Origin of the sequence: Streptomyces qinglanensis, assembly GCF_900111245.1 — a bacterium.
GTDB lineage: Bacteria > Actinomycetota > Actinomycetes > Streptomycetales > Streptomycetaceae > Streptomyces > Streptomyces qinglanensis.
Map to the genome: position 1 here is coordinate 31,618 of NZ_FOGO01000011.1, position 24,083 is coordinate 55,700.

The following is a 24,083-nucleotide window of genomic DNA, read 5'->3' on the forward strand; positions in this document are numbered from 1 at the left end:
TTGCGCCGCACGTCTACGCGCGTAGGAGATAACGGGCTACCCTCGTCGCGTGAACGCATCTGCCACTACCCACGCTGCCGACGACCCCTACCGCTCCGCCGAGGAGGCCGCCGCCCGGCTGCGGGCCCTGACCGGCGAGGACAGCCACGACGTGGCGCTCGTCATGGGCTCGGGCTGGGTGCCCGCCGCCGACACGCTCGGGGTGGCCGACCACGAGCTCGCGATCACCGAGCTGCCGGGGTTCCCGCCGCCCACCGCCGCGGGCCACGCCGGCAAGATCCGCTCGCACCGGGTGGGCGACAAGCGCGCGCTCGTCTTCCTCGGCCGTACGCACGCGTACGAGGGCCGCGGTGTCGCGGCCGTCGCGCACGGGGTGCGCACCGCCGTGGCGGCGGGCTGCAAGACCATCGTGCTGACCAACGGCTGCGGCGGGCTGCGGCCGGGCATGCGGCCGGGCCAGCCGGTCCTCATCAGCGACCACATCAACCTCACCGCCACCTCGCCGATCGTCGGCGCCAACTTCGTCGACCTGACCGACCTGTACTCGCCGCGGCTGCGCGCGCTCTGCCAGGAGATCGACCCGAGCCTGGAAGAGGGCGTCTACGTCCAGTTCCCCGGCCCGCACTACGAGACCCCCGCGGAGATCGGCTACGTCCGCACCATCGGCGGCGACCTGGTGGGCATGTCCACCGTCCTGGAGGCCATCGCCGCACGCGAGGCGGGCGCCGAGGTGCTCGGGGTCTCCCTGGTCACCAACCTCGCCGCCGGGATGACGGGCGAGCCCCTCAACCACGAAGAGGTCCTGCAGGCCGGCCGCGACTCCGCGGTGCGCATGGGCACCCTGCTCGGCGAGGTACTCAAGCGGCTCTGACCGGCCGGGGCCGCCCCGGACCATCCCGGGGGCGGCTCTCTCCGGGCCCCACGGCCCCTCAGCCCCACCGGGCTCCCCAGCCCCACCGTGAAAGGCAGGACCACCAAGATGACCGACAGCCTGCGGGAGGGCGCGACAGCCGCACCGGACGCGCCCGCGCCCGGATCGGACGACGCGCTGCTCGCCCGTGCCCGCGACTGGCTGGCCGAGGACCCGGACCCGGAGACCCGCGAGGAACTCGCCGCGCTGCTCGGGGCCGGCGACCTGGCCGAGCTGCGGGACCGGTTCGCCGGCACCCTCCAGTTCGGCACCGCCGGACTCCGCGGTGAGCTGGGCGCGGGGCCGATGCGGATGAACCGCGCCGTCGTCATCCGCGCCGCGGCCGGCATCGCCGCGTATCTGCGCACCCGCCTTCCCGGCACCGCGGAGGGCGACGCGCCGCTGGTCGTGATCGGCTACGACGCCCGCCACCGGAGCGCCGACTTCGCCCGGGACACCGCGGCGGTCATGACCGGCGCCGGACTGCGCGCGGCGACGCTGCCCGGGCCGCTGCCCACCCCGGTGCTGGCGTTCGCCGTGCGGCAGCTCGGCGCGGCCGCCGGGATCATGGTCACCGCCAGCCACAACCCGCCGCGGGACAACGGCTACAAGGTCTACCTGGACGACGGTCTGCAGATCGTGCCGCCCGCCGACGGCGAGATCGCGGACGCCATCGCGGCCGTCGGCCCGCTCGCGGGCGTGCCGCGCCCCGAGTCGGGGTGGCAGGTGCTCGGCGACGAGGTGCACGACGCCTATCTGGCCCGCACCCAGGCCGTGCTCACCGAGGGCTCGGCCCGCGAGGTGCGGGTCGTGCACACCGCCCTGCACGGTGTCGGCCACCGGACAGCGCAGCTCGCCTTCGAGCGGGCGGGCTTCCCCCGGCCCGTGCCGGTGCCCGAGCAGGCCGAGCCGGACCCGGACTTCTCCACCGTCGCGTTCCCCAACCCGGAGGAACCGGGTGCGATGGACCGCGCGTACGCGACCGCCCGCGCCTGGGAGGCCGAGCACGGCGAACGCCCCGACGTGATCATCGCCAACGACCCGGACGCGGACCGCTGCGGTGTGGCCGTACCGGACGCGGCGGCCGGAAGCGGCGACGCGGCGGCCGGAAGCGGCTGGCGGATGCTGCGCGGCGACCAGGTGGGCGCGCTGCTGGCCACCCATCTGATCCGCAAGGGCGCCGCGGGGACCCTCGCGACGACCATCGTCTCCTCCTCGCTGCTCTCCCGGATCGCCGAGTCCGCCGGGCTGCCGTACACCGAGACGCTGACCGGCTTCAAGTGGCTGGCCCGCGTGGAGGGACTGCGCTACGGCTACGAGGAGGCGCTGGGGTACTGCGTCGACCCGCAGGGCGTCCGCGACAAGGACGGCATCACCGCGGCACTGCTCGTCGCCGAACTGGCCGCCGAGCTCAAGCAGGCCGGGCGCACGCTGTCGGACCTGCTGGACGAACTCGACGTCGAGCACGGTGTGCACGCCACCGACCAGCTCTCGGTGCGGGTGGCGGACCTGTCGCTGATCGCCTCCGCCATGGAGCGGCTGCGCGCCGAACCGCCGACCACGCTCGGCGGGCTGGCCGTGGCGCAGGCCGAGGACCTGAACCGGGGCAGCGCGGCGCTCCCGCCCACGGACGGGCTGCGCTACCTGCTCGGCGGCGCGGACGCGGGCGCCGACGCGGACGGCGGCACGGCGGGACCGATCGCCGGGGGCCGGGTCGTGGTGCGGCCCAGCGGTACCGAGCCGAAGCTCAAGTGCTACCTGGAGGTCGTCGTCCCGGTCGGGACGGCTGCCGGTGCGGAAGCCGGTACGCCTGCCGGGGCGGCGGCCGGTCTCGGCGCCGCGCGGGAGCGCGCGGCCGGGGTGCTGGAGCGGATCAAGGACGATCTCAAGCAGGCCACCGGGTTCTGAACCGTCCGCAGGGCGGGGCGGCTGTCGCGGGGAACAGCCGCCCCGCCGCGCGAGTTGCGTGGGAAGGGGCACCGCCCCGGCTCGGAGAACTCCGGGCACACCACACGCAACGGGGAGACCGACGGCCATGTGGCACGGCGAACAGCTCGACCTCGACGCCTACCTGGCGCGGCTGACGTACGACGGGGAACGCACCCCCACCGAGGCGACGCTGCGCGCGCTGCACCGCGCCCATGTGCTCTCCGTGCGCTGGGACAACCTGGACAGCTTCCTGTACCGGTCGGTCTCCCTCGATCTGGCCGAGGTGCAGGACAAGCTCGTCCGCCGGGGCCGCGGCGGCTACTGCTACGAGCACATCGCCCTCTTCGCGGCGGCGCTGGAGCGGCTCGGGTTCCGCTTCACCGCGCTGGCCGGACGGGTGCAGCTGGGTGCGGAGAAGATCCTTCCGGCGACGCACGCCATGCTGCTGGTCGACGTCGACGGGCGGCGCCTGCTGGCCGATGTCGGGTTCGGCGCCAGCCCGCTCGCACCCATCGAACTGGTGGACGGCAACGAGGTGACGATCGAGGGGCGGCCGTTCCTGCTGCGCCGTACGGAGATCACGCCGGGCGCGGACGGCTGGGCGCTGCACCAGCCCGACGGCCGGGGCGGCTGGATGGTGCGGCACACCTTCACGGAGAACCCGCAGTACCCGGTGGACAACGAGGTCGGCAACCACTTCATCGCCACCGGCCCGCACTCCCCCTTCAACCGCCGCCCCTTCGTCCAGCGCATCCGCGCCGACCGCACCGACCAGCTCGACGGCCTCACCTGGACGACGACCACGGCGGCCGGCGCCGCGACAGGCGGCGAGCCGGACGAGAAGCGCACCGTCGATCCGCGCGAGCTGCCCGGAGTGCTGGCCGGTACCTTCGGCCTGGAGCTGTCCCCCACGGAGGCGCGGTCCCTGGTCGAACGGGTTCAGCAGCGGGAGGAGTAGTCCGCGGAGCCGCCGGAAACCGCGGTCCGTGCGGGACGGGCGGCTCGCACCTCCCGGGCGGGCCGAAGGGGGTGTGGGGCCGGGCGGCCCGGCACCTGCTGCCCGGGCCGCGTCAGCCCGTCGCCAGCAGAATCGCCAGCAGCACGGCGCCCGCCACCGCCGGGGCGATGACCTCGAAGGACCACCGGACGGCGACCTCTCCCTGGGCCGTGTCCTTCCGGCCGTGGGTCTCGGCCAGCTCGCGCAGCTCGTCGACGGACTGGTCGGAGGCGGCCCGCTTCTCCTGCAGCTCCGACGCGTCCGGGCCCATGTTCGGCACCCCGCGTCCGCCGAACAGCCCGCCGGGTCCGGCGGCGGGCGCCCGCCCCGAGCTGATCCGCTCGTTGTGCCGGGTCGCCTTCTTGCGGGCCCGCAGCGAGACCGGGATCGACCACAACTGGTACTTCGCGCCTCCGGCCAGCACCTCGCTGGAGTACCCGGCCCGCAGCGACTCCACGGCTCCCCACGGCACCTCGATGGTGCGGAACGGGTTGCGCACCCGCATCCGCCGCTCCCCCGCGAACACGGCGGGACGCAGGGTGAAGGCGACGACGAGCGGCACGACGCACAGCATCGCGGCGAGCGCCAGCCACGGTGTCCGGCCCTCGCCCCCGATGACCGCGTCGGTGGCGAGCCACAGCCCGATGGCCAGCAGGACGATGCCGCCCGCCATCCCGCCGGCCGAGCGGTACACCCGGTCGGGGAACTCCTGTCCCCCGCCCTGGGCCGCGGTGCCGGAGCCGGTGGCGTCTCCGGAACCGGCTTCTCCGCCGGAGCCGGTGCCGCTCCCGGAACCGGTGTCCGCGCCGGAGCCGGAAGCACCGCCGGGCTCCCCTCCGGCCGCCCGGTCGCCGTCCGTCGCGCCGCCGCGGTCCTCGCCCTCGCCCGTGCCCTCGCTGTCCTCGCTCGTCATGCGAACGATTGTGCCGGACCGTCCGCATGACGGACATTGCGGTACGGCATCGAAGAGCACCCGGACGGGAGGCGGTCGCCGGACCACCCCCGCCAGGCTGGAGGGAAGAAGGCGGGGCTCATGGGGTGACAGCTCCTACGCGCGTAGATATGGTGCTCTGGTGAGCATGCCTACCGATGCGGCCCCTCGCGACGCGGGGAGGGGCTCCCTCTCCGACGTCGCGACCTCCGATGCCGCACTCCGCCGCTTTCTGCAGGGGCTCCCCGGTGTCGACGCGGTCGGGCTGGAAGCCCGGGCCGCCGCGCTGGGAACCCGTTCCATCAAGACGACCGCCAAGGCGTACGCGCTCGACCTGGCGATCTCGATGATCGACCTGACGACGCTGGAGGGGGCCGACACACCGGGCAAGGTGCGGTCCCTGTGTACGAAGGGCGCACATCCCGACCCGGGTGACCGCTCGGCGCCGCGCGTCGCCGCGATCTGCGTCTACCCGGACATGGCGGCCACCGCGCGGCAGGCGCTGACGGAGCTGGGCGCCGACGGGATCAACGTGGCGTCCGTCGCCACCGCGTTCCCCTCCGGCCGGGCCTCGATGGCGGTCAAACTGGCGGACACCCGGGAGGCGGTGGCCGCCGGGGCCGACGAGATCGACATGGTGATCGACCGGGGCGCCTTCCTCGCCGGCCGGTACCTCCAGGTGTTCGAGGAGATCCGCGAGGTGAAGGCCGCCTGCGGCGCGGCACACCTGAAGGTGATCTTCGAGAACGGGGAGCTCGCCACCTACGACAACATCCGCCGGGCCTCCTGGCTGGCCATGCTCGCGGGCGCCGACTTCATCAAGACCTCCACCGGCAAGGTGGCCGTGAACGCGACGCCGCCGAACACACTGCTGATGCTGGAGGCCGTCCGCGACTTCCGCGCCGCCACCGGGCAGCAGGTGGGTGTGAAGCCCGCGGGCGGCATCCGCACCGCCAAGGACGCGTTCAAGTACCTGGTGATGGTCAACGAGACGCTGGGGGACGACTGGCTCAGCCCCCACTGGTTCCGCTTCGGCGCCTCCAGCCTGCTGAACGACCTGTTGATGCAGCGCCAGAAGCTCGCTACCGGCCGCTACTCCGGCCCCGACTACGTAACGGTGGACTGAGCCATGAACGACCAGCAGTCCGGGTCGACGACGTCGACGCTGTTCGGCTACGCGCCCGCGCCCGAGTCGCGGTCCGTGGTCGACATCGCACCGTCCTACGGCCTGTTCATCGACGGGGAGTTCCGCGAGGCGGCGGGCGGCAAGGTGTTCACCACCCGGTCCCCGGCCGACGAGGAGGTGCTGTCCGAGGTCGCCTACGGCCAGGCGGACGACGTCGACGCGGCGGTGCGCGCCGCGCGCGCCGCGTTCGAGACCTGGTCGGCGCTGCCGGGGACCGAGCGCGCGAAGTACCTGTTCCGGATCGCCCGGATCGTCCAGGAGCGCTCGCGCGAACTGGCGGTGCTGGAGACCCTGGACAACGGCAAGCCGATCCGCGAGACGCGGGACGCGGACCTGCCGCTGGTGGCGGCGCACTTCTTCTACTACGCGGGCTGGGCCGACAAGCTCTCCTACGCCGGCTGCGGGCCCGATCCGCGGCCGCTGGGGGTCGCCGCGCAGGTCGTCCCGTGGAACTTCCCGCTGCTGATGCTCGCCTGGAAGATCGCCCCGGCGCTGGCCGCGGGCAACACGGTGGTGCTCAAGCCCGCCGAGACGACGCCGCTCTCGGCGCTGTTCTTCGCGGACATCTGCCGGCAGGCGGGGCTGCCCAAGGGCGTCGTCAACATCGTGACGGGCGACGGCGCGACGGGCGCGGCCCTGGTGGGCCATCCGGACGTGCACAAGGTCGCCTTCACCGGATCGACCGCCGTCGGCAAGGAGATCGCGCGGACGGTCGCCGGCACGGACAAGCGGCTGACCCTGGAACTCGGCGGCAAGGGCGCCAACATCGTCTTCGAGGACGCCCCGCTCGACCAGGCGGTCGAGGGCATCGTGGGCGGGATCTTCTTCAACCAGGGGCAGGTGTGCTGCGCCGGCTCCCGGCTGCTGGTGCAGGAGTCGGTGCACGACGAGGTGCTGGACGCGCTCAAGCGGCGGCTGCGCACCCTGCGGGTCGGCGATCCGCTGGACAAGAACACCGACGTGGGCGCCATCAACTCCGCCGAGCAGCTGGCCCGGATCACCGAGCTGGCCGAGGCGGGCGAGGCCGAGGGCGCCGAGCGCTGGTCGCCGCCGTGCGAGCTGCCCGAGCGCGGCCACTGGTTCGCGCCCACCGTCTTCACCGGGGTCGGCCAGGCGCACCGGATCGCGCAGGAGGAGATCTTCGGCCCGGTGCTGTCGGTGCTCACCTTCCGCACGCCCGAGGAGGCGGTCGCGAAGGCCAACAACACGCCCTACGGGCTCTCGGCGGGCATCTGGACGGAGAAGGGCTCGCGCATTCTGAAGCTGGCGAACCAGTTGCGCGCGGGCGTCGTCTGGGCCAACACGTTCAACAAGTTCGATCCGACCTCGCCGTTCGGCGGCTACAAGGAGTCCGGCTACGGCCGCGAGGGTGGCAGGCACGGTCTGGAGGCTTACCTTGAGCACGCCTGAGGCACGTACATCCCCGGCACGGGGCGCACGGCTGTCCGTGCTGAAGACCTACAAGCTGTACGTGGGGGGCACGTTTCCCCGCAGCGAGAGCGGCAGGGTGTACGAGGTGACCGACGCAAAGGGCCAGTGGCTGGCCAACGCCCCCCGCGCGTCCCGCAAGGACGCACGGGACGCGGTCGTCGCGGCCCGCAAGGCGTTCGGCGGCTGGTCGGGCGCGACGGCCTACAACCGCGGCCAGATCCTCTACCGCGTCGCCGAGATGCTGGAGGGCCGCCGCGAGCAGTTCGCCGCCGAGGTGGCCGCGGCCGAGGGGCTGTCGAAGGCGAAGGCGCAGGCCCGGACGGACGCGGCGATCGACCGCTGGGTCTGGTACGCGGGCTGGTCGGACAAGGTGGCCCAGGTGGTGGGCGGCGGCAACCCGGTCGCGGGCCCGTTCTTCAACCTCTCCACCCCCGAGCCGACCGGTGTGGTGGCGGTTCTGGCCCCGCAGAACGCCTCGCTGCTGGGTCTGGTCTCCGTCCTCGCGCCGGTGATCGTCACCGGTAACACGGCCGTCGTCGTGGCCGCACAGGACGCGCCGCTGCCCGCGCTCTCCCTCGCGGAGGTGCTGGCGACCTCGGACCTGCCCGGCGGCGTGGTCAACGTGCTCTCCGGCGGTACCGCCGAACTCGCCCGGCCGCTCGCCGCGCACCAGGACGTGAACGCGATCGACCTCGCGGGCGCGGACCCGGAGCCGGCCACGGAGCTGGAGCGGGCCGCGGCGGACAATCTCAAGCGGGTGCTGCGCCCGGCGCCGGAGGGCGTCGACTGGGCGGCCGAGCCGGGGCTGGAGCGGATGACGGCCTTCCTGGAGACGAAGACCGTCTGGCATCCGATCGGCGCCTGAGCGCAACCGGGGACCGGAACCCGCACAGCGGGCGCCGGTCACCGGTCGGGCCGCGGCCCGCGCCCCCGAGGGGGTGTGGGCCGCGGCCCTTCTCGTGTGCCCGGCACGGTCCGCGGCCGGGGCTCCTGCACCCGCGCGGTCCGCGGCACGTCCTGGCCCGGCCCGTCCTGCCCGGGTGCCCCGCCTCCGGGGTGCCGACGGGAGGGCGCTCAGCCCGCCGTGTCCAGCGCACGCGCCAGCGGCCCCTCCCGGCCGCCGTCCGGGAACGTCACCCGCACCGTCCCGGCCCGGATGCCGTCGGCCAGGGCCAGCGAGCCGTCCGCGAGGGCCGCGCACGCCTCCGCGTCCAGTTCCAGCCGCGCCTCGGCGTCATCCGCCGGGCCCTCGCCGTACAGCGGGCCGTCCGGCGCGTCGCCCACCCGCAGGTGGAACGCCCCTTCGGGCAGGACGACCTCGATGAGCGCGGCCGCGCCGGCTCCGGTCAGCCCGCCCACCGCGTCCCGCAGCGGGAGGGCCCACCAGTGGGCACGTACCGCGTCGGTGGGGCGCGGTGCGCCCAGCGCGGGCGCTCCCCAGGAGGCGAGTGCGGTCAGCACGGGCAGCAGCCCGCGGCCGCGCTCGGTCAGTTCGTAGACGTGGCCGGAGGCGGGGCGCGGCTGGCGGCGGCGTTCGGCCAGCCCCTCGCCCTCCATGTGCTTGAGCCGGGCCGCCAGCACATCGGTGCTGACGCCGGGCAGGTCGGCGTGCAGGTCGGTGTAGCGGCGCGGTCCGGCGAGGAGTTCGCGGACGATGAGCAGGGTCCAGCGGTCCCCCACCGAGTCGAGGGCGCGCGCCGTGGCGCAGAACTGGTCGTAGCTGCGGCGGGTGCGCCCCGGACTCGGCTGGCTGGCATGACTCGGCATGCCGCTCAGTGTAGACATGTGGTTGGACTTTCCAAGTGCGGACTTGGTAGAACCAAGAAACCAGGGTTGGACCAGGAGGGTGGGGCAGCATGGAGTTCCGGCAGTCGAACAAGCTCAGCGAGGTCTGCTACGAGATCCGCGGACCGGTGATCGAGCAGGCCGACGCGCTGGAGGAGGCGGGCCACAGCGTGCTGCGGCTGAACACCGGCAACCCCGCGCTCTTCGGCTTCGAAGCACCCGAGGAGATCATCCAGGACATGGTGCGGATGCTCCCCCAGGCGCACGGCTACACCGAGTCCCGCGGCATCCTCCCGGCCCGCCGCGCGGTGGCCCAGCACTACCAGCAGCGCGGCTTCCCCGACGCCGACGTGGACGACATCTACCTGGGCAACGGCGTCTCCGAGCTCGTCTCGATGGCCGTACAGGCGCTGGTCGAGGACGGCGACGAGATTCTCATCCCGGCGCCGGACTTCCCGCTGTGGACGGCCGTGACGACGATGGCGGGCGGCAAGGCCGTGCACTACGTGTGCGACGAGCAGGCCGACTGGCTGCCCGACCTGGACGACATGGCGGCGAAGATCACTCCCCGCACCAAGGCCGTCGTCATCATCAGCCCCAACAACCCGACCGGCGCCGTCTACCCGCCCGAGCTGCTGGAGGGCATCCTCGACCTGGCGCGGCGCAACGGGCTGATGGTCTTCTCCGACGAGATCTACGACAAGATCCTCTACGACGGCGCCGTCCACCACCACGTCGGTGCCCTCGCCCCCGACCTGGTGTGCCTCACCTTCAGCGGGCTGTCCAAGGCATACCGGGTGGCGGGCTTCCGCTCGGGCTGGCTGCTGGTCTCCGGCCCCAAGCAGCACGCCCGCGACTACCTGGAGGGGCTGGGCATGCTCGCCTCCATGCGGCTGTGCCCCAACGCCCCGGCGCAGCACGCCATCCAGGCCGCGCTCGGCGGCCGCCAGTCCATCGAGGACCTGGTGCTGCCCGGCGGGCGGCTGCACGAACAGCGGGACGTGGCCTGGCAGAAGCTGAACGAGATCCCCGGTGTCAGCTGCGTCAAACCGAAGGGCGCGCTGTACGCCTTCCCCCGGCTGGACCCCGAGGTGCACCGGATCCACGACGACGAGCGGTTCGTCCTCGACCTGCTGCTCCGGGAGAAGATCCAGGTCGTCCAGGGCACCGGCTTCAACTGGGCCCGCCCCGACCACTTCCGGGTGCTCACCCTGCCCAGGGCGGAGGACCTGGACGCGGCCGTCTCCCGGATCGGCCGCTTCCTGGAGAGCTACAAGCAGTGACCGTCCGCTCCGCCCCGGCCGGGGCGGAGCGGACGGTACCGGGCACCCGCGTCAGACGTTCGCCTGCTCGGCGCCCACCGTGGTGCTGTCGCCGTGCCCGGTGCGCACGACGGTCTCCGGCGGCAGGGTCAGCAGCCGCTCCCGGATGGAGCGGACGATGGTCGGGTGGTCGGAGAAGGACCGGCCGGTGGCACCCGGACCGCCCTGGAAGAGGGTGTCCCCGGTGAAGACGGTCCCCAGGTCGGGCGCGTGCAGGCAGACCGCGCCGGGTGCGTGGCCCGGGGTGTGCAGGACGGCCAGCTCGACACCCGCCACCTGCACGGTCCCGCCGTCGGCCAGCTCCCCGTCCGGCGACCGGTCCGGGTGGGTCATCTTCCACAGCGGCAGGTCGTCCGGGTGCAGCAGGATCGGTGCACCCGTGCGTTCCGCGAGGGCGGGCGCGGCGTCGATGTGGTCGTTGTGCGCGTGTGTGCACACGATCGCGCGCAGCGTCCGCTCCCCCACCGCCGCCGCGATGGCGTCGGCGTCGTGTGCCGCGTCGATGACGACGGCCTCGGTGTCGTCGCCGACGATCCAGACGTTGTTGTCGACCTGGTGCGTCTCGCCGTCCAGGCGGAACTCCCCGCTGGTGACGAGGTGGTCGATCCGGGCCGCCGTCACAGGACCACCACCGAACGCAGCACGTCCCCGCCGTGCATGCGCGCGAACGCCTTCTCCACCTCGTCCAGCGCGATGGTCTCGGTGACGAAGGCACCCAGGTCGAGCCGGCCCTGCTGGTGCAGGTCGATCAGCATCGGGAAGTCCCGGGACGGCAGGCAGTCGCCGTACCAGGAGGACTTGAGCGCACCGCCCCGGCCGAAGACGTCCAGCAGCGGCAGCTCCAGCGTCATCTCCGGCGTCGGCACGCCGACCAGGACGACCGTGCCCGCCAGGTCGCGGGCGTAGAACGCCTGCTTGTACGTCTCGGGCCGGCCGACCGCCTCGATGACGACGTCGGCGCCGAAACCGCCGGTCAGCTCGCGGATGGTGGCGACCGGGTCGGTGGTGGCGGAGTTGACGGTGTGGGTCGCGCCGATCTTCTCGGCGGTGGTGAGCTTGCGGTCGTCGATGTCCACGGCGATCACCTTCGCCGCACCCGCGAGCCGCGCCCCCGCGATGGCGGCGTCCCCCACCCCGCCGCACCCGATGACCGCGACCGAGTCGCCGCGCGTCACCTGGCCGGTGTTCAGCGCCGCGCCGATCCCGGCCATGACACCGCAGCCCAGCAGTCCGGCGACGGCGGGCGAGACCGACGGGTCGACCTTGGTGCACTGCCCGGCGGCGACCAGCGTCTTCTCGGCGAACGCGCCGATGCCCAGGGCCGGCTCCAGTTCACGCCCGTCGCTCTTGAGGGTCATCTTCTGCTCGGCGTTGTGGGTGTCGAAGCAGTACCACGGGCGCCCGCGCTTGCAGGCCCGGCACTGTCCGCACACCGCACGCCAGTTGAGGACCACGAAGTCCCCGGGCGCCACCTCGGTGACCCCCTCGCCGACCGCCTCCACGACACCCGCCGCCTCGTGCCCGAGGAGGAAGGGGTAGTCGTCACTGATGCCGCCCTGCTTGTAGTGCAGGTCCGTGTGGCACACGCCGCACGCCTGCACCTGGACGACGGCCTCGCCGGGCCCCGGGTCCGGAACCACGATCGTCTCGACCCGCACCGGCTCGTCCTTGCCCGGTGCGACGACCCCGCGTACTTCCTGAGCCATACGTGCGGGCCTCCCTCTTCCCTCGACTGCTGTGGGGGGTCATTCTCGCTGGCCGGGGGCCGATTTCGGGAGGGGCGGAGGCGAGTCGGCCCGGACGAGTTTCCGCGGCCCCCCGCCGCGCGGGAGCGCACCCCGCCGCGGCCCTGCCGCACCCCGCGGAACCGCGTCCCCGCCGCGGCCCCGCCTCCCGCCCGATTCCGCACGCGCCTTCGAATCCGGCGGGGGGATGGCGGACAATGGGTGCCCGTGACCGACTCCAGCCACGCATGCGACCTGTCCGAGCGAACGGCCCTCGCAGGGGGCACCGCACGGGTCATCCTGCTCACCGGCCCCTCCGGGTCGGGCAAGACCCGCCTCGCCGCGCGCAGCGGGCTCCCCGTGCTCCGCCTGGACGACTTCTACAAGGAGGGCGACGACCCCACCCTCCCCCGCGTCGGGGCCGGAACCGACTGGGACTCCCCGCTCTCCTGGGACGCCGACGCAGCCGTGCACGCCATCGCCCGGCTCTGCCGCGAGGGCGCGGCCACCGTGCCGCTCTACTCCATCGCCACCAGCGCCCGCACCGGCGCGGAGCACCTGGCACTCGGCGGGTCCCCGCTCTTCATCGCGGAGGGCATCTTCGCCGCGGACATCACCGCGCGCTGCGCGGCCCTCGGCCTGCTGGCCGACGCCATCTGCCTGCGGGGCCACCCCACCACCACGTTCCGGCGACGGCTGCTCCGCGACATCCGCGAGTCACGCAAGCCCCTCCCGGTGCTGCTCAGCCGCGGCGTACGGCTGCTGCGCGCCGAACCCGCCATCGTCGCCCGCCACCGGTCGCTGGGCGCACATGCCTGCGCCCACCGGGAAGCCGCGGCCCGCATCGCCCGGCTCGGCCGGGCGACCGCGCCGGCGCCGCAGGGAAACCGCTGAGGGGGCGGTTGCGCCCGGGACCCCCGCCCCTGGCGCAACCGCCCTCTCCCATCCCCCGATTCCCCCTGTTTCCCCTTTTTCTCTTCCCCTGGATTCCCCCAGGTTCCCCCGTTTCCCCCGTATCCCCTTCGCGCCCCATGTCCCCGAGGGGCGGCCGGAGGACCGTTCGTGCGGCCGAGCGGTGCGCCGTCAGGCGACCAGCTCGCCGAAGCTCTCCTCCTGGTCCCGGCCGAAGCTGAGGACCTCGTCGTCACGGAGGCGGCGGAGCGAGCGCCAGATGCTGCTCTTGACCGTGCCGACGCTGATGTCCAGTATCTCGGCGATCTCCGGGTCGGTGCGCCCCTCGTAGTAGCGCAGCACCAGCATCGTGCGCTGCAGCTCGGGAAGCCGGGCGAGGGCCTGCCACAGGACGGTGCGCAGTTCGGTGCCGCGCATGGCGTCCTGGTCGCCGGCGGTCTCCGGCAGCTCCTCGGTCGGGTACTCGTTCAGCTTCCGGCGGCGCCAGGCGCTGATGTGCAGGTTGGTCATGGTGCGGCGCAGGTAGCCGCCGAGTGCTGCCTTGTCGCTGATCCGCGACCAGGCCCGGTAGGTGGAGAAGAGGGCGCTCTGCAGCAGGTCCTCCGCCTCGTACCGGTCACCGGTCAGGTGGTAGGCGGTGGCGTACAGAGAGGCCCGGCGCTCGCGTACGTACGCGGTGAACGCCGCTTCGGCGTCCGCGTCCGCACCGCCCGAGGCGGCCTCCCCCGTGGATGCCTCGGCCGTCCCCAGGACGGCCGCCTCCCTGTACTCGCCACTTTCCCGGGAGCTCCCCTTGCTCCCGTTCTCCCCCGTCCCCCCAGGGGCCTCCCCCCGGAGCCCCTCGACCACGGGACCGAAGACGGTCCGCGGACGCATACGCGCCGCACCGCGAGCGCACCCCCGTCCGCTCACGGCACCGGGCTTCTCGGCAGACCGGGTCTGCTGAGCGGGAACCGAGGGGAGGTGCAGACGCGTGTGAAGGACTGCGCTCGTGTTGGTGCCGTGCAGTGTGTTCATCTCGCGCCCCCTCGGAGCAGACCCAGTCGCTTGCTTGACCCCGTACACACTGCCGCCCCGACTTCATCGCCAGGTCCCCCGTCTGTCACAGCGGTGTCACAAGGCTCGGCGGACCCCATACTCCGCAGGTCGGCGGGCGTGTCGCTGCGCTGCGGCGACCGCCGGTCGAACTATGGGTGCGCCATGGGCCAGAATGGCGCGCGTGCCTTTCCTGTTGCTGATCGAGGACGATGACGCTGTCCGTACCGCCCTGGAGATGGGTCTGACCCGCCAGGGGCACCGCGTGGTGACTGCCGCGTCCGGCGAGGACGGCCTGAAACTGCTGCGCGAGCAGCGCCCCGACCTGATCGTGCTGGACGTGATGCTGCCGGGCATCGACGGCTTCGAGGTGTGCCGCCGCATCCGCCGTACCGACCAGTTGCCGATCATCCTGCTGACCGCGCGCAGCGACGACATCGACGTCGTGGTGGGCTTGGAGTCGGGCGCGGACGACTACGTCGTCAAGCCCGTGCAGGGCCGGGTGCTGGACGCGCGCATCCGCGCCGTGATGCGGCGCGGCGAACGGGAGTCCAACGACTCGGCGACGTTCGGCTCACTGGTGATCGACCGCTCGGCGATGACGGTCACCAAGAACGGCGAGGACCTGCAACTGACGCCGACCGAGCTGCGGCTGCTGCTGGAGCTGAGCCGGCGGCCCGGCCAGGCCCTCTCCCGGCAGCAGCTTCTCCGGCTGGTGTGGGAACACGACTACCTGGGCGACTCGCGGCTGGTCGACGCCTGTGTGCAGCGGCTGCGGGCCAAGGTCGAGGACGTACCCTCCTCGCCCACCCTGATCCGCACGGTGCGGGGGGTCGGCTACCGGCTGGACGTCCCCCAGTGAGCGCACGACGCGCGCCGGTGCGCGTGCGCCCGACGGGACCGGGCGGGGCACCAGCGGTGACGCACGCGGCGAACGGATCCGCCGCGTGACCGATGCTCCCTCCACCGGCGGGCGGCTGAGCACCCGCCTCGCCGGTGTGCTGCCGACTCTGCGGCTGCGGCTGGTCGTCGTCTTCGCGCTGGTGGCGCTCACCGCCGCCGTCTCCGCTTCGGGCATCGCCTACTGGCTCAACCGCGACGCGGTCCTCACCCGTGCCCAGAACGCGTCCCTCAACGACTTCCGCAAGGCGATGGAGGACAACGCCGGCAACCTGCCGCGCAAGCTGAGCTGCCAGGAACTGCGCGAGGCCGCCGCCAAGATGGCCCGCAGCTCGCAGAACTACCAGGTGCTGCTCATCGACCGCGCCGAGGACGGCAAGACCTGCGCCACGGCCTCCAACGAGGACGACTTCACCCTCGCCGACGTCCCCCCGCAACTGCGCAAGGCCGTCGCCAAGAAGCGCACCGTCGACGAGAAGAACAAGCACCCGTACCACCTGTACTGGCAGCGGATCACGCTGGACGGCGACCCGTACCTGGTGGGCGGCGCCAAGGTGGTGGGCGACGAGCCGACCCCCACCGGCTACCTGCTCAAGTCCCTGGGACCCGAGCGCGACGACCTCAACTCGCTCGCCTGGTCGCTGGGGATCGCCACGGCACTGGCCCTGATCGGCGCGATGCTGCTGGCCCAGGCGGCGGCGACCACCGTGCTGCGGCCGGTGCGGAGGCTGGGCGACGCGGCCCGCAGGCTGGGCGAGGGCAAACTGGAGACGCGGCTGCGCGTCTCGGGCACGGACGAACTGGCGCAGCTCTCCCGCACGTTCAACGACGCGGCCGCCTCGCTGGAGCAGCGCGTCGCCGAGCTGAGCGCCCGGGAGGCGTCCAGCAGGCGCTTCGTCGCCGACATGTCGCACGAGCTGCGGACCCCGATGACGGCGATCTCCGCGGTCACCGAGGTGCTGGAGGAGGAGCAGGAGAACCTCGATCCGATGATCGCTCCGGCTGTGCAGCTCGTGGTGAGCGAGACCCGGCGGCTCAACGACCTCGTGGAGAACCTGATGGAGGTCACCCGCTTCGATGCGGGCACGGCCAAGCTGGTGCTGGACGACGTGGACGTCGCGGACCAGGTCACCGCCTGCATCGACGCCCGCGCCTGGCTGGACGCGGTGGAACTGGACGCCGACCGCGGCATCATGGCCCAGCTCGATCCGCGGCGCCTCGATGTCATCCTCGCCAATCTCATCGGCAACGCGCTGAAGCACGGCGGCTCCCCGGTGCGGGTCTCGGTGCGGACGCGGCGCCGGGAGGACGGCGCCGGAGTCGCGGGGGGCGGCGACGAGCTGGTGATCGAGGTCGCCGACCAGGGCCCCGGCATCCCGGAGGATGTGCTGCCCCACGTCTTCGACCGTTTCTACAAGGCCAGCGCCTCCCGCCCCCGCTCCGAGGGCAGCGGTCTGGGCCTGTCCATCGCGATGGAGAACGCCCACATCCACGGTGGTGAGATCACCGCGCACAACGCCCCCGACGGGGAGCGCGGCGCGGTCTTCACCCTGCGGCTGCCCCGGGACGCCCGCCGGATCGCCGAGGAGCGGGAGAGCGGCGACGGACACGCGGACGAACACGCGGACGAGGGCGGCAGCGACCCCGGCGGCGATGCGCGCCGGAGTGACGGGCGGGACCAGGAAGGTGGCCGATGAGCGTCCGTACGACCGACCGCAGGACGCCGCCGCACACCACCCCGCGTCCCACGCCCGAGGCCGCGTCCGCGTCCGCCCCCGCGCTCCCCGCGGTCCCCGCGGTCCCCGCGGACCGCGTACCGGGGAGCCGGGTACCGGGCGCCGGGCGGGGGCCGGGCCGGGGGCTGCGCCGTGCCGCGCTGAGCGCCCTGGCACTGTCCGTCCTCGTCCCGCTGGCCGCCGGGTGCGGCATCCGTGCCACGTCCGTGCCGGTGGACGCGGGGGCTGCGCCGTCCCGGGTGGGCTGTGTGCTGCCGGACGACCGCAAGAGCCCGGAGAGCGGCGGCGGAGCATCCGTCGTCCGGGTCTACCTGGTGTGCGGGGCGCGCGTCTCGCCCGTCGAGCGGAAGGTGCGGATGCCCGGCGGACGCTCCTCGGCCCGGCGGCTGCCGGTGGCCCGGAAGCTGCTGGACGAGCTGCGGCAGCGGCCGGAACCGGCGGAGGACACCGCGGGCTTCGAGACCGCCGTACCGCGAAGGCTGACGATCAGCGGCGGCACGGAGGGCGATCCGGACGAGGCGCTGCGGCTGAGTGAGCCGCTGGAGGAACTCCCGCCCTACGCGCTGGCGCAGATCGTGTGCACGTACGCGGACACCTCCGCGGCCGACGCCGAGGGCGGCGTCATCCTCGGCGGACCGGCAGGCGACCGTTCCCCGGGCAGTGAAGGCGCCGTCAGCGAGGCGGAGGGTGCCGAGGGCGACAGCGGCGCGGCGCGCTCGCCGCTGCGCCGCTACGAGTGCGGCACCGCGCTGCGCACCCACCCCCGGTCCGCCGAGTCGTCCGGCACCCAGGTGTGAGCCGCCCCGGGCGCCCGGCTGGTGGGGGCGGTCGGCGGCCCGGGGCTGCCGAGGCTTCCCGTCGGCCGGGCTGCTCGGGGGACTCGAGGTGGCTGAGGTGCAAGGTGCAGGCGTGACAGAAGGGGCTGGACCGGCAGCCGCTGGAACACGCGTGTGACAGAGCCTTGACCCGCTCAGGACACCGCACCGGAACCGCGGCGGAACGGAAGGGCGTCTTCAGTGACGTGCAGCGTCTAGGCCACGGCGGCCCGCCCTCCGCCGCCTCCCGAATCCGCCTCGCGGGACTCCTCCTGCTGGCGGCGCATCTGTGTCTCGTCGGCTGGCTGACGCTGCGCCCGCTGGCGGTGCCCTGGGTGGCGCCGGCCAATCTGCACCCGCTGGCCACCATCCGCACCGATCTGTCCGACGGCCCCCGCGCGGCGCTGACGGGCATCGGCGGCGATCTGCTGCTGCTGGCGCCGCTGGGCGTCCTGTTGCCGCTCGCCACCGGGCGGCTGCACCGGGGGCTGCCGGGCACCGTGACCAGAACCGTCTTCGCGGGCGCGATGCTCTCGGTCGTCCTCACCCTGGCGCAGTCGGGGGTGCCGGGGCACGTCGCCGATGTCGACGCCATGCTCCTGAACACCACGGGAGTGGCACTGACCGCCGGACTCGCCTTCCCGCCGCTGCGCCGCAGGCTGCGGCACCGGGACGGCGGCCCAGGCCGCACCGTCCGGTCCGGATCCGGCCGGCTCGGCACCGAACGGCCCGGCACCGGACGGCGCCGGCACGCCGGAGCCGCGGACGACCGGGCCGGAAGCGGCCGCACCGATGGCGCCGGAACCGCGGAGGTGCGGGCGGCGGACGGGCGAGTGGCCGGCCGACGGGCCAGGGGAGCGCGGTCCGGGAGCGCCGCACCGCGGGCCGCGGGGCTCCGGCTGCGGGAGGGGACGGCTCAGGGTTCGACCCCGAGGACAACCAGGGTCGGAACAGCCCCTTGAGGGGAGGTTTCGCACCCTCTGTCCGGTCTACCGTCGAGAGCAGGACGTCGGCACAGCGACGGCGGCCGCGGCGGCACCCGGCAGGGCGACCGCACGGCGCGGACCGCGCAGCGGCGCAGCCGCACCGGACCGGAGAGCTAAGGAGCGTTCCTCATGTCCACACTCGCCCGCCCCACCGAAGGCCGGATGATCGCCGGCGTGTGCGCCGCGCTGGCCCGCAGGTTCGGCACCACACCCACCACGATGCGGGTGATCTTCCTCGTCTCGTGCCTGCTGCCGGGACCGCAGTTCCTGCTCTACCTCGCACTGTGGATCCTCCTCCCGGAGGAAGGGCGCTCGCACAGCTCCGCCTGGTAGTCGCTTGGTAGCCGGCCGGTGGTCGCCGGCAGCCGCCGGGGAAACGGCTGAGGGCTGCCCGGCGGGCCGCCGGGCGGCCGCCGGATCGGCTGTCCGGCGGGCGGCGCCGCACGAACGGTGACAGCCCGCGGCGGCGGGCACCCGGAGGGTGCCCGCCGCCGCGCGTGTGTCCGGACCGCACCTGCCCGCGGGCAAGAACGCGTCGGTCAGTGCGAGCCGCCGACCGGCAGGGCGCTGCCCAGCGGCAGCCCGCCGATCATGCCGCCGCCGGGTGCGGAGCTCTTGCCCTCGACGGACTTCTGCGCCTGGCCGGCCACCTTCTCGGTGGCGTCCAGCGGGGTGCCGGTGAGCGCGCCGGACAGCGCCTCCTGCGCGACACCGACCGGCTGCGAGAGCCCGCCCGGAAGGCCCTGGGTGGCCTCTTCGAGAGGGAGGCTCCCCAGGGTCTGCCCCGCGGTGTGGGCGATCGGGCCCAGGGCCCGGCCACCGGCGCCGACCGCGTCGGTGCCGACCACGTCGGTGGGGGCACCGAGACCTTCGACGGGGAGCGCGGAGGCGGCACCGGCGCCCGCCACGACGACCGCCGCGCTCATCGCGGCGACACCCAGGGTCTTCTTGGCTACCTGCTTCATCAGTTTTTACGTCCTCGGAATGGGGGCTTGAGCAACCCGGAAAGGGGCTTGAGCAGCCCGGCGAACGTAGCCAGGAATTCCGAGGGGCCGCAAACACCCCGGTGCTGCCGTAAGTCGCCGTCGCGCGGCGCTTTCCGGCTTCCCGCGGCACCGGTCCAGCCGCCCCGCACAGGGTGTGCGGCGACGGCTGAACCGCTGGTCACAGGGGGTCAGCGGGGTGAGTCCTGGAAGAGCCACTCGGACTTCAGCGCGGCATATCCGGGCTTGACCACATCGTTGATCATGGCGAGACGTTCATCGAAAGGAATGAACGCCGACTTCATCGCATTGACCGTGAACCACTGCATGTCGTCCAGCGTGTAGTCGAACGTCGAAACGAGGTGCTCGAATTCGCGGCTCATGCTCGTCCCGCTCATCAGCCGGTTGTCCGTGTTCACCGTCGTACGGAAGTGCAGCCGCCGCAGCAGCCCGATGGGGTGCTCGGCGTAGGACGGGGCGGCTCCGGTCTGCAGGTTGGAGGAGGGGCACAGCTCCAGCGGGATGCGCTTGTCGCGCACGTACGCGGCGAGGCGGCCGAGCTTCACCGATCCGTCCTCGGCGACCTGGATGTCGTCGATGATCCGCACGCCGTGGCCCAGCCGGTCGGCGCCGCACCACTGCAGGGCCTGCCAGATGGAGGGGAGTCCGAACGCCTCACCCGCGTGGATGGTGAAGTGGTTGTTCTCGCGCTTGAGGTACTCGAACGCGTCCAGGTGGCGGGTCGGCGGGTGGCCCGCCTCGGCGCCCGCGATGTCGAACCCGACCACGCCGGGGCCGCTCAGGTCGCGGTAGCGGTTGGCCAGCTCGGCGATCTCCAGGGCGCGGGCCGCGTGTCGCATGGCCGTCAGCAGCGCGCCGACCCGGATCCGGTTGCCCGCGGCGCGGGCGCGGCGCTCCCCCTCGCGGAACCCTTCGTCGACGGCCTCGACGACCTGTTCGAGAGTGAGCCCGCCGAGCAGGTGCTGCTCGGGTGCGTACCGGACCTCGGCGTAGACCACGCCGTCGGCGGCCAGGTCCTCGGCGCATTCGGCGGCGACCCGGAAGAGCGCGTCGCGGGTCTGCATGACGCCCACCGTGTGGGTGAACGTCTCCAGATAGCGCTCCAGTGAGCCGGAGTCGGCGGACTCGCGGAACCAGACCTCCAGTTCGTCCGCGTCGGTCGCCGGGAGCGCGTCGTAGCCGGTCTCGCGGGCCAGCTCGACGATCGTCGCGGGGCGCAGCCCGCCGTCGAGGTGATCGTGGAGCAGGACCTTGGGTGCCCGGTGGATCTGCTCCTTGGTGGGGACGGTGCTCGAAGATTCGCTTACCATCACGGCACTGTAGCTCCTACGCGCGTAGATCGCATGTGCTTTCCCAACTGCCGTACGTACGCGTGCGGGCGTGCCATTGTTGCGCCATGGCTCAGCGAGCTTCGCCCGAGAGGGACTCACGTCTGGGAAGGCCCCGCGGTGCAGTGGGAAGGGCCCCGCACGCCGTCGTCCTCGTCCTGCCGGGCGGCGGCTCCTCGGGGGGCGCCCGCGGCGGAAGCGTGCTGGCGGCGGCCTCCGCGCTCCCGCTCGCGCGTCGGCTGGGGCGCGCGACCTCGGACGACGACCCCGTGGTCACCCACCTGGTGCACTACCGCAACGGACGGCGGCACCGCCCCGGAGCGGACGCCGCCCGCCGGACGGCGGACTGCGCGGCCGACGCGGAGGAGGCGGTCACGGAGGTGGTGCGGCGGTACGGCGACATCCCGGTCTGCCTCGTGGGCACCGATGTCGGCGCCCTGGCCGCACTGCGCGCCGCCGGGCACGAGGCGGTCGCCTCCGTGGTCGCCCTGGGACCGCTGCTGCGGGCGGATCCGGACGGGCCCCGCGGCGGGAGCGGAATCGGGGACGGGCCTGCCGAAGGGAACGGGAGCGAGCCTGCGGACCGGAACGCGGGCGGATACGGCGCGGAGCCCGTGCAGCAGTTGCGCGGGCGGGACGTGCTGATCGTGCACGGGACGAACGACACCCGGTGCGACCCCGAACTGTCCTTCCGCCTCGCGGAGCGCGCGAAGAAGGTCAACACCCGGGTGTGCCGGTTCGAAGTGCACACCGACGGGCACGGCCTGCGCGGATACGCCGCCGAGGTCGCGGCGCTGACCGAGGACTTCGCACTCGGCACGCTCTGCGGCCGCGACCTGTGCCGCCCGCTCACCGACGCGCTGGCCGCGCCGCCGCCGCTGGGGCTGCGGATGCCCCTCGCGAGCGGTTTCGGGAAGAACCTGCGCTAGCCGCAGCACCGCTGGACCTGCCACCGCGCCTTCCGCGGCGGCACCGGGCCCGTGCCCCGGGCCAGGGCCCAAGGCCCGGGGCACAGGGGCCCGCTCCGGCACGGCTCCGCGGGGACGGCAGCCCACCGGCGACAGCACGGGCGCGAGCGGCGGGCCGGCGCGCGGCGGCGGCCGGGCGCGGATGTCCCTCAGGTGCGTACCGCCGTGTGCACGGTGGTCGCCGTCAGGAAGAAGACGTCGGGGCGGCGCAGGAGGCCCTCCGCGGAGCCGTCGTCGAGCAGGGTGTCGAGGGTGGCCAGGTCCTCGGCGGAGAGGTCGTCCGCCAGGCTCTCGCGGAGGCGTTCGACGCGGGCTCGGACATGGGCGCGGGCGACGGGGTCCAGCGGGGCCGAGAGATCGGTGAGGAAGGTGCGGCTGCCGGTGGGTGCGAGCCCGGCGGCGACCAGCAGCGCGGGCCAGTCCTCCACGGTGCGGGTGTGGTCGGGCAGTTCGGCGCGCATCGCGCTGAACCGGTCCTCCTCGGCGGCGTCCAGGCGCGCCTGCAGACCGGGCCGTCCGACACCGATGTCGCGGGGCAGGAAGCGGGTGGGCAGACCGCCCTCGCGCACCGCCAGCACCCCGCCGGGACGCAGCGCCGCGGCGAAGGTCTCCAGCGCGGCGCGCTGGTCCCCCAGGTGGTGGACGACGTTGCTGGTCCAGATGAGTTCGGCCGATCCCAGGTCCGGCAGTCCGGCGGGGAGCTCGGCCGCGCGAGTGGTGATGCGGGCGGCCAGGCCCTCCCGTTCGGAGCGGGCCCGGGCCCGCTCCAGCAGCGCGGCGGAGCTGTCGACCGCCACGGTCTCGGCACCGGGGAAGGCGTGCGCGAGTGCGACGGTGGTGACCCCGGGGCCACTGCCCAGGTCGAGGACGCGGGTGACGTCGAGGGGGCCGAGCAGGTCGTGCAGCCAGGCGGCGGCCTCCTCCAGGAACGGCACCTTCAGTTCGGCCTCCCGTTCGAGGTGCACGGCCAGCGCGTCCCAGTCGGGCTCGGTCCCGGTGCTCCCGGTGTGTCCGCCGGTCGCGGTGTGTCCGCCGTGTGCTGCGTGTGCTGCGTGTCCGGCGTGCGCTGTGTGGCCGGCGTCTCCGGCATGGCCGGCGTGGCCGGCGTGGCCGGCGGGCGGGGTGGGCGGGGCGGTGTGCCGGGGACCGTGCGGGTGGGGGGTCATGGGCGCTCCTCGGGGGCGGGATGTGCGGACCGGTCGGGGGCGGGGTGGGGGGACGGGGCGCGCAGGAGCTGTCCCCTGCGGCCGAGCAGGAACCTCTTGAAGGCCGCGACCGGCGGCGGGTCGGGACGTCCCGCGAGCCAGGCGAGCCCGATCTCGCGGACGGCGCGCGGCGCGGTCACCGTCAGCTCGCGCACGCCGGGCCGCGGGAAGACCGGCGGCGGCAGCAGCGCGACGCCGAGCCCGGCGGCGACCAGCCCGCGGATCGTCTCGGCCTCCTCGCCCTCGAAGGCGATCCGCGGCGTGAACCCGGCCTCGGCGCACAGGGTGTCGAGGATGCGCCGCATCCCGTAGCCGGGCTCCAGGGTGACGAAGGACTCCTCGGCGGCCTCGGCGAGCCGCACCCTCCTGCGCGTTGCGAGCCGGTGGTCGTCCGGTACGACCAGCCGCAGCCGCTGCTCGTCCAGCCGCCGGGCCACCAGGTCCGGCGCCTCCGGCATGGGCGAGGTGAGGCACAGGTCGAGTTCACCGGCGCGGAGCCGCTCGAGCATGGCCTCACCGTAGTTCTGCACCAGCGCGAAGCGGACCCGCGGATGGTCGGCGCGGAAGGCGCGCAGCAGTTCGGGGACCGTCTCCCAGCCGAGGGTGTGCAGGAAGCCGAAGGCGACCTTGCCGGTGGCGGGATCGGCGTCGGACCGCACGTCCTCGGCCGCCTGTTCGACCGCGGCCAGGGCGCGTTCCGCGGAGGCCAGGAAGGTGCGGCCGGCCGGGGTGAGGGAGAGCGCGCGGCCGTGCCGGGCGAACAGGGCGACGCCCAGGTCCTCCTCCAGCCGGGCCAGGGCGCGGCTGAGGGAGGACTGCGGAATGCCCAGCTCCTGCGCGGCACGGGTGACGTGTTCGTGCCGGGCCACCGCGGCGAACTGCGCCAGCCGCGGGGTGAGGGCGAGCGCCGAGGGCGGAGCGGCCTGGCGCGGCGCCGGGACCGGGGTGTCTTTCTTGTTGCGCGGCGGTGACACAGGGC

At 73.8% G+C, this 24,083-nt stretch carries 23 protein-coding genes; 14 read left to right on the plus strand and 9 right to left on the minus strand.

What is annotated here, in order from left to right; all coding sequences use genetic code 11:
* Positions 1 to 49: 49 nt before the first annotated feature.
* The 3 genes from BMX65_RS21810 to BMX65_RS21820 all read left to right on the plus strand — a co-directional run bounded on the left by BMX65_RS21810 (position 50) and on the right by BMX65_RS21820 (position 3,797).
* The gene (locus BMX65_RS21810) at positions 50 to 871 is read left to right on the plus strand and encodes a purine-nucleoside phosphorylase (protein ID WP_075002057.1); all 822 of its coding nucleotides are present in this window, start codon (positions 50 to 52) and stop codon (positions 869 to 871) included.
* 108 nt (positions 872 to 979) lie between these two features.
* The gene (locus BMX65_RS21815; RefSeq protein ID WP_239502094.1) at positions 980 to 2,818 is read left to right on the plus strand and encodes a phospho-sugar mutase; all 1,839 of its coding nucleotides are present in this window, start codon (positions 980 to 982) and stop codon (positions 2,816 to 2,818) included.
* 127 nt (positions 2,819 to 2,945) lie between these two features.
* Entirely contained in the window at positions 2,946 to 3,797 is an 852-nt protein-coding gene (locus tag BMX65_RS21820) for an arylamine N-acetyltransferase family protein (RefSeq protein ID WP_075002058.1), read from the plus strand.
* A 112-nt stretch (positions 3,798 to 3,909) separates the two neighbouring features.
* On the opposite strand, the gene BMX65_RS21825 is transcribed toward BMX65_RS21820, so the two are convergent.
* Positions 3,910 to 4,749, minus strand: a complete 840-nt coding sequence (locus BMX65_RS21825) for a PH domain-containing protein (protein ID WP_075002059.1) — start codon at positions 4,747 to 4,749, stop codon at positions 3,910 to 3,912.
* A 166-nt stretch (positions 4,750 to 4,915) separates the two neighbouring features.
* On the opposite strand from BMX65_RS21825, the gene deoC reads away from it, so the two are divergent.
* Genes deoC through BMX65_RS21840 form a run of 3 tightly spaced genes read left to right on the plus strand, consistent with a single transcriptional unit; the run spans position 4,916 to position 8,249 of the window.
* Positions 4,916 to 5,893 (plus strand): deoxyribose-phosphate aldolase, encoded by a 978-nt coding sequence (gene deoC / locus BMX65_RS21830; protein ID WP_075002213.1) that lies wholly within the window; start codon positions 4,916 to 4,918, stop codon positions 5,891 to 5,893.
* A 3-nt stretch (positions 5,894 to 5,896) separates the two neighbouring features.
* Positions 5,897 to 7,363, plus strand: a complete 1,467-nt coding sequence (locus tag BMX65_RS21835) for an aldehyde dehydrogenase family protein (protein ID WP_075002060.1) — start codon at positions 5,897 to 5,899, stop codon at positions 7,361 to 7,363.
* Positions 7,350 to 8,249 (plus strand): aldehyde dehydrogenase family protein, encoded by a 900-nt coding sequence (locus BMX65_RS21840; protein ID WP_075002061.1) that lies wholly within the window; start codon positions 7,350 to 7,352, stop codon positions 8,247 to 8,249. The genes BMX65_RS21835 and BMX65_RS21840 overlap by 14 nt, the downstream gene beginning before the upstream one ends.
* 209 nt (positions 8,250 to 8,458) lie before the next feature.
* Here BMX65_RS21840 and BMX65_RS21845 read toward each other — a convergent pair whose 3' ends face one another.
* A complete protein-coding gene (locus BMX65_RS21845) occupies positions 8,459 to 9,169 on the minus strand; it encodes a winged helix-turn-helix transcriptional regulator (protein WP_075002062.1) in 711 nt (236 codons plus the stop codon).
* 71 nt (positions 9,170 to 9,240) lie between these two features.
* Here BMX65_RS21845 and BMX65_RS21850 point away from each other — a divergent pair, with 71 nt between their 5' ends.
* Positions 9,241 to 10,452, plus strand: a complete 1,212-nt coding sequence (locus BMX65_RS21850; protein WP_075002063.1) for a pyridoxal phosphate-dependent aminotransferase — start codon at positions 9,241 to 9,243, stop codon at positions 10,450 to 10,452.
* A 51-nt stretch (positions 10,453 to 10,503) separates the two neighbouring features.
* Here the strand turns inward: BMX65_RS21850 and BMX65_RS21855 are convergent, their stop codons facing one another.
* A complete protein-coding gene (locus BMX65_RS21855; RefSeq protein WP_075002064.1) occupies positions 10,504 to 11,112 on the minus strand; it encodes an MBL fold metallo-hydrolase in 609 nt (202 codons plus the stop codon).
* A complete protein-coding gene (locus BMX65_RS21860; RefSeq protein WP_075002065.1) occupies positions 11,109 to 12,197 on the minus strand; it encodes an S-(hydroxymethyl)mycothiol dehydrogenase in 1,089 nt (362 codons plus the stop codon). The genes BMX65_RS21855 and BMX65_RS21860 overlap by 4 nt, the downstream gene beginning before the upstream one ends.
* A 246-nt stretch (positions 12,198 to 12,443) precedes the next feature.
* Between BMX65_RS21860 and BMX65_RS21865 the strand changes: the two genes are divergently transcribed.
* Positions 12,444 to 13,109 (plus strand): uridine kinase family protein, encoded by a 666-nt coding sequence (locus tag BMX65_RS21865; RefSeq protein ID WP_075002066.1) that lies wholly within the window; start codon positions 12,444 to 12,446, stop codon positions 13,107 to 13,109.
* A 189-nt stretch (positions 13,110 to 13,298) separates the two neighbouring features.
* On the opposite strand, the gene BMX65_RS21870 is transcribed toward BMX65_RS21865, so the two are convergent.
* Entirely contained in the window at positions 13,299 to 14,144 is an 846-nt protein-coding gene (locus BMX65_RS21870) for a SigE family RNA polymerase sigma factor (RefSeq protein WP_107437551.1), read from the minus strand.
* Between the two features lie 202 nt (positions 14,145 to 14,346).
* On the opposite strand from BMX65_RS21870, the gene afsQ1 reads away from it, so the two are divergent.
* The 5 genes from afsQ1 (at position 14,347) to BMX65_RS21895 (ending at position 18,932) form a co-directional block, all read left to right on the plus strand.
* A complete protein-coding gene (afsQ1, locus tag BMX65_RS21875; protein WP_177214322.1) occupies positions 14,347 to 15,024 on the plus strand; it encodes a two-component system response regulator AfsQ1 in 678 nt (225 codons plus the stop codon).
* A gap of 85 nt (positions 15,025 to 15,109) precedes the next feature.
* The gene (locus BMX65_RS21880; protein WP_075002069.1) at positions 15,110 to 16,759 is read left to right on the plus strand and encodes a sensor histidine kinase; all 1,650 of its coding nucleotides are present in this window, start codon (positions 15,110 to 15,112) and stop codon (positions 16,757 to 16,759) included.
* A complete protein-coding gene (locus BMX65_RS21885; RefSeq protein ID WP_079172024.1) occupies positions 16,756 to 17,595 on the plus strand; it encodes a hypothetical protein in 840 nt (279 codons plus the stop codon). The genes BMX65_RS21880 and BMX65_RS21885 overlap by 4 nt, the downstream gene beginning before the upstream one ends.
* A gap of 224 nt (positions 17,596 to 17,819) precedes the next feature.
* Positions 17,820 to 18,575 (plus strand): VanZ family protein, encoded by a 756-nt coding sequence (locus tag BMX65_RS21890; protein ID WP_075002215.1) that lies wholly within the window; start codon positions 17,820 to 17,822, stop codon positions 18,573 to 18,575.
* 153 nt (positions 18,576 to 18,728) lie between these two features.
* On the plus strand, positions 18,729 to 18,932 hold the full coding sequence (locus tag BMX65_RS21895) for a PspC domain-containing protein (RefSeq protein WP_075002070.1): 204 nt from the start codon (positions 18,729 to 18,731) through the stop codon (positions 18,930 to 18,932).
* Positions 18,933 to 19,138: 206 nt separating this feature from the next.
* On the opposite strand, the gene BMX65_RS21900 is transcribed toward BMX65_RS21895, so the two are convergent.
* Together BMX65_RS21900 and BMX65_RS21905 are read right to left on the minus strand one after the other, a co-directional pair.
* Positions 19,139 to 19,564 (minus strand): hypothetical protein, encoded by a 426-nt coding sequence (locus tag BMX65_RS21900; RefSeq protein ID WP_075002071.1) that lies wholly within the window; start codon positions 19,562 to 19,564, stop codon positions 19,139 to 19,141.
* A gap of 209 nt (positions 19,565 to 19,773) precedes the next feature.
* Positions 19,774 to 20,913 (minus strand): adenosine deaminase, encoded by a 1,140-nt coding sequence (locus BMX65_RS21905; protein ID WP_075002072.1) that lies wholly within the window; start codon positions 20,911 to 20,913, stop codon positions 19,774 to 19,776.
* Between the two features lie 143 nt (positions 20,914 to 21,056).
* Here BMX65_RS21905 and BMX65_RS21910 point away from each other — a divergent pair, with 143 nt between their 5' ends.
* Entirely contained in the window at positions 21,057 to 21,860 is an 804-nt protein-coding gene (locus BMX65_RS21910) for an alpha/beta hydrolase family protein (protein ID WP_107437552.1), read from the plus strand.
* Between the two features lie 188 nt (positions 21,861 to 22,048).
* Here the strand turns inward: BMX65_RS21910 and BMX65_RS21915 are convergent, their stop codons facing one another.
* Together BMX65_RS21915 and BMX65_RS21920 are read right to left on the minus strand one after the other, a co-directional pair.
* A complete protein-coding gene (locus BMX65_RS21915) occupies positions 22,049 to 23,065 on the minus strand; it encodes a class I SAM-dependent methyltransferase (RefSeq protein ID WP_075002074.1) in 1,017 nt (338 codons plus the stop codon).
* Positions 23,062 to 24,078 carry a LysR family transcriptional regulator gene (locus BMX65_RS21920; RefSeq protein WP_075002075.1) on the minus strand — a complete coding sequence of 339 codons (1,017 nt, stop codon included), beginning with the start codon at positions 24,076 to 24,078 and terminating at the stop codon, positions 23,062 to 23,064. Before BMX65_RS21920 ends, BMX65_RS21915 begins: the two co-directional genes overlap by 4 nt.
* Positions 24,079 to 24,083: the final 5 nt, after the last annotated feature.

Excerpts from the sequence above, each read along its gene's own strand:
- BMX65_RS21815 (WP_239502094.1), top strand. The coding sequence starts at position 980 with ATGACCGACAGCCTGCGGGAGGGCGCGACAGCCGCACCGGACGCGCCC.
- BMX65_RS21820 (WP_075002058.1), top strand. The coding sequence starts at position 2,946 with ATGTGGCACGGCGAACAGCTCGACCTCGACGCCTACCTGGCGCGGCTG.
- BMX65_RS21825 (WP_075002059.1), bottom strand. The coding sequence starts at position 4,749 with ATGACGAGCGAGGACAGCGAGGGCACGGGCGAGGGCGAGGACCGCGGC.
- deoC (WP_075002213.1), top strand. The coding sequence starts at position 4,916 with ATGCCTACCGATGCGGCCCCTCGCGACGCGGGGAGGGGCTCCCTCTCC.
- BMX65_RS21835 (WP_075002060.1), top strand. The coding sequence starts at position 5,897 with ATGAACGACCAGCAGTCCGGGTCGACGACGTCGACGCTGTTCGGCTAC.
- BMX65_RS21845 (WP_075002062.1), bottom strand. The coding sequence starts at position 9,169 with ATGTCTACACTGAGCGGCATGCCGAGTCATGCCAGCCAGCCGAGTCCG.
- BMX65_RS21850 (WP_075002063.1), top strand. The coding sequence starts at position 9,241 with ATGGAGTTCCGGCAGTCGAACAAGCTCAGCGAGGTCTGCTACGAGATC.
- BMX65_RS21860 (WP_075002065.1), bottom strand. The coding sequence starts at position 12,197 with ATGGCTCAGGAAGTACGCGGGGTCGTCGCACCGGGCAAGGACGAGCCG.
- BMX65_RS21870 (WP_107437551.1), bottom strand. The coding sequence starts at position 14,144 with ATGAACACACTGCACGGCACCAACACGAGCGCAGTCCTTCACACGCGT.
- BMX65_RS21885 (WP_079172024.1), top strand. The coding sequence starts at position 16,756 with ATGAGCGTCCGTACGACCGACCGCAGGACGCCGCCGCACACCACCCCG.
- BMX65_RS21895 (WP_075002070.1), top strand. The coding sequence starts at position 18,729 with ATGTCCACACTCGCCCGCCCCACCGAAGGCCGGATGATCGCCGGCGTG.
- BMX65_RS21900 (WP_075002071.1), bottom strand. The coding sequence starts at position 19,564 with ATGAAGCAGGTAGCCAAGAAGACCCTGGGTGTCGCCGCGATGAGCGCG.
- BMX65_RS21905 (WP_075002072.1), bottom strand. The coding sequence starts at position 20,913 with ATGGTAAGCGAATCTTCGAGCACCGTCCCCACCAAGGAGCAGATCCAC.
- BMX65_RS21915 (WP_075002074.1), bottom strand. The coding sequence starts at position 23,065 with ATGACCCCCCACCCGCACGGTCCCCGGCACACCGCCCCGCCCACCCCG.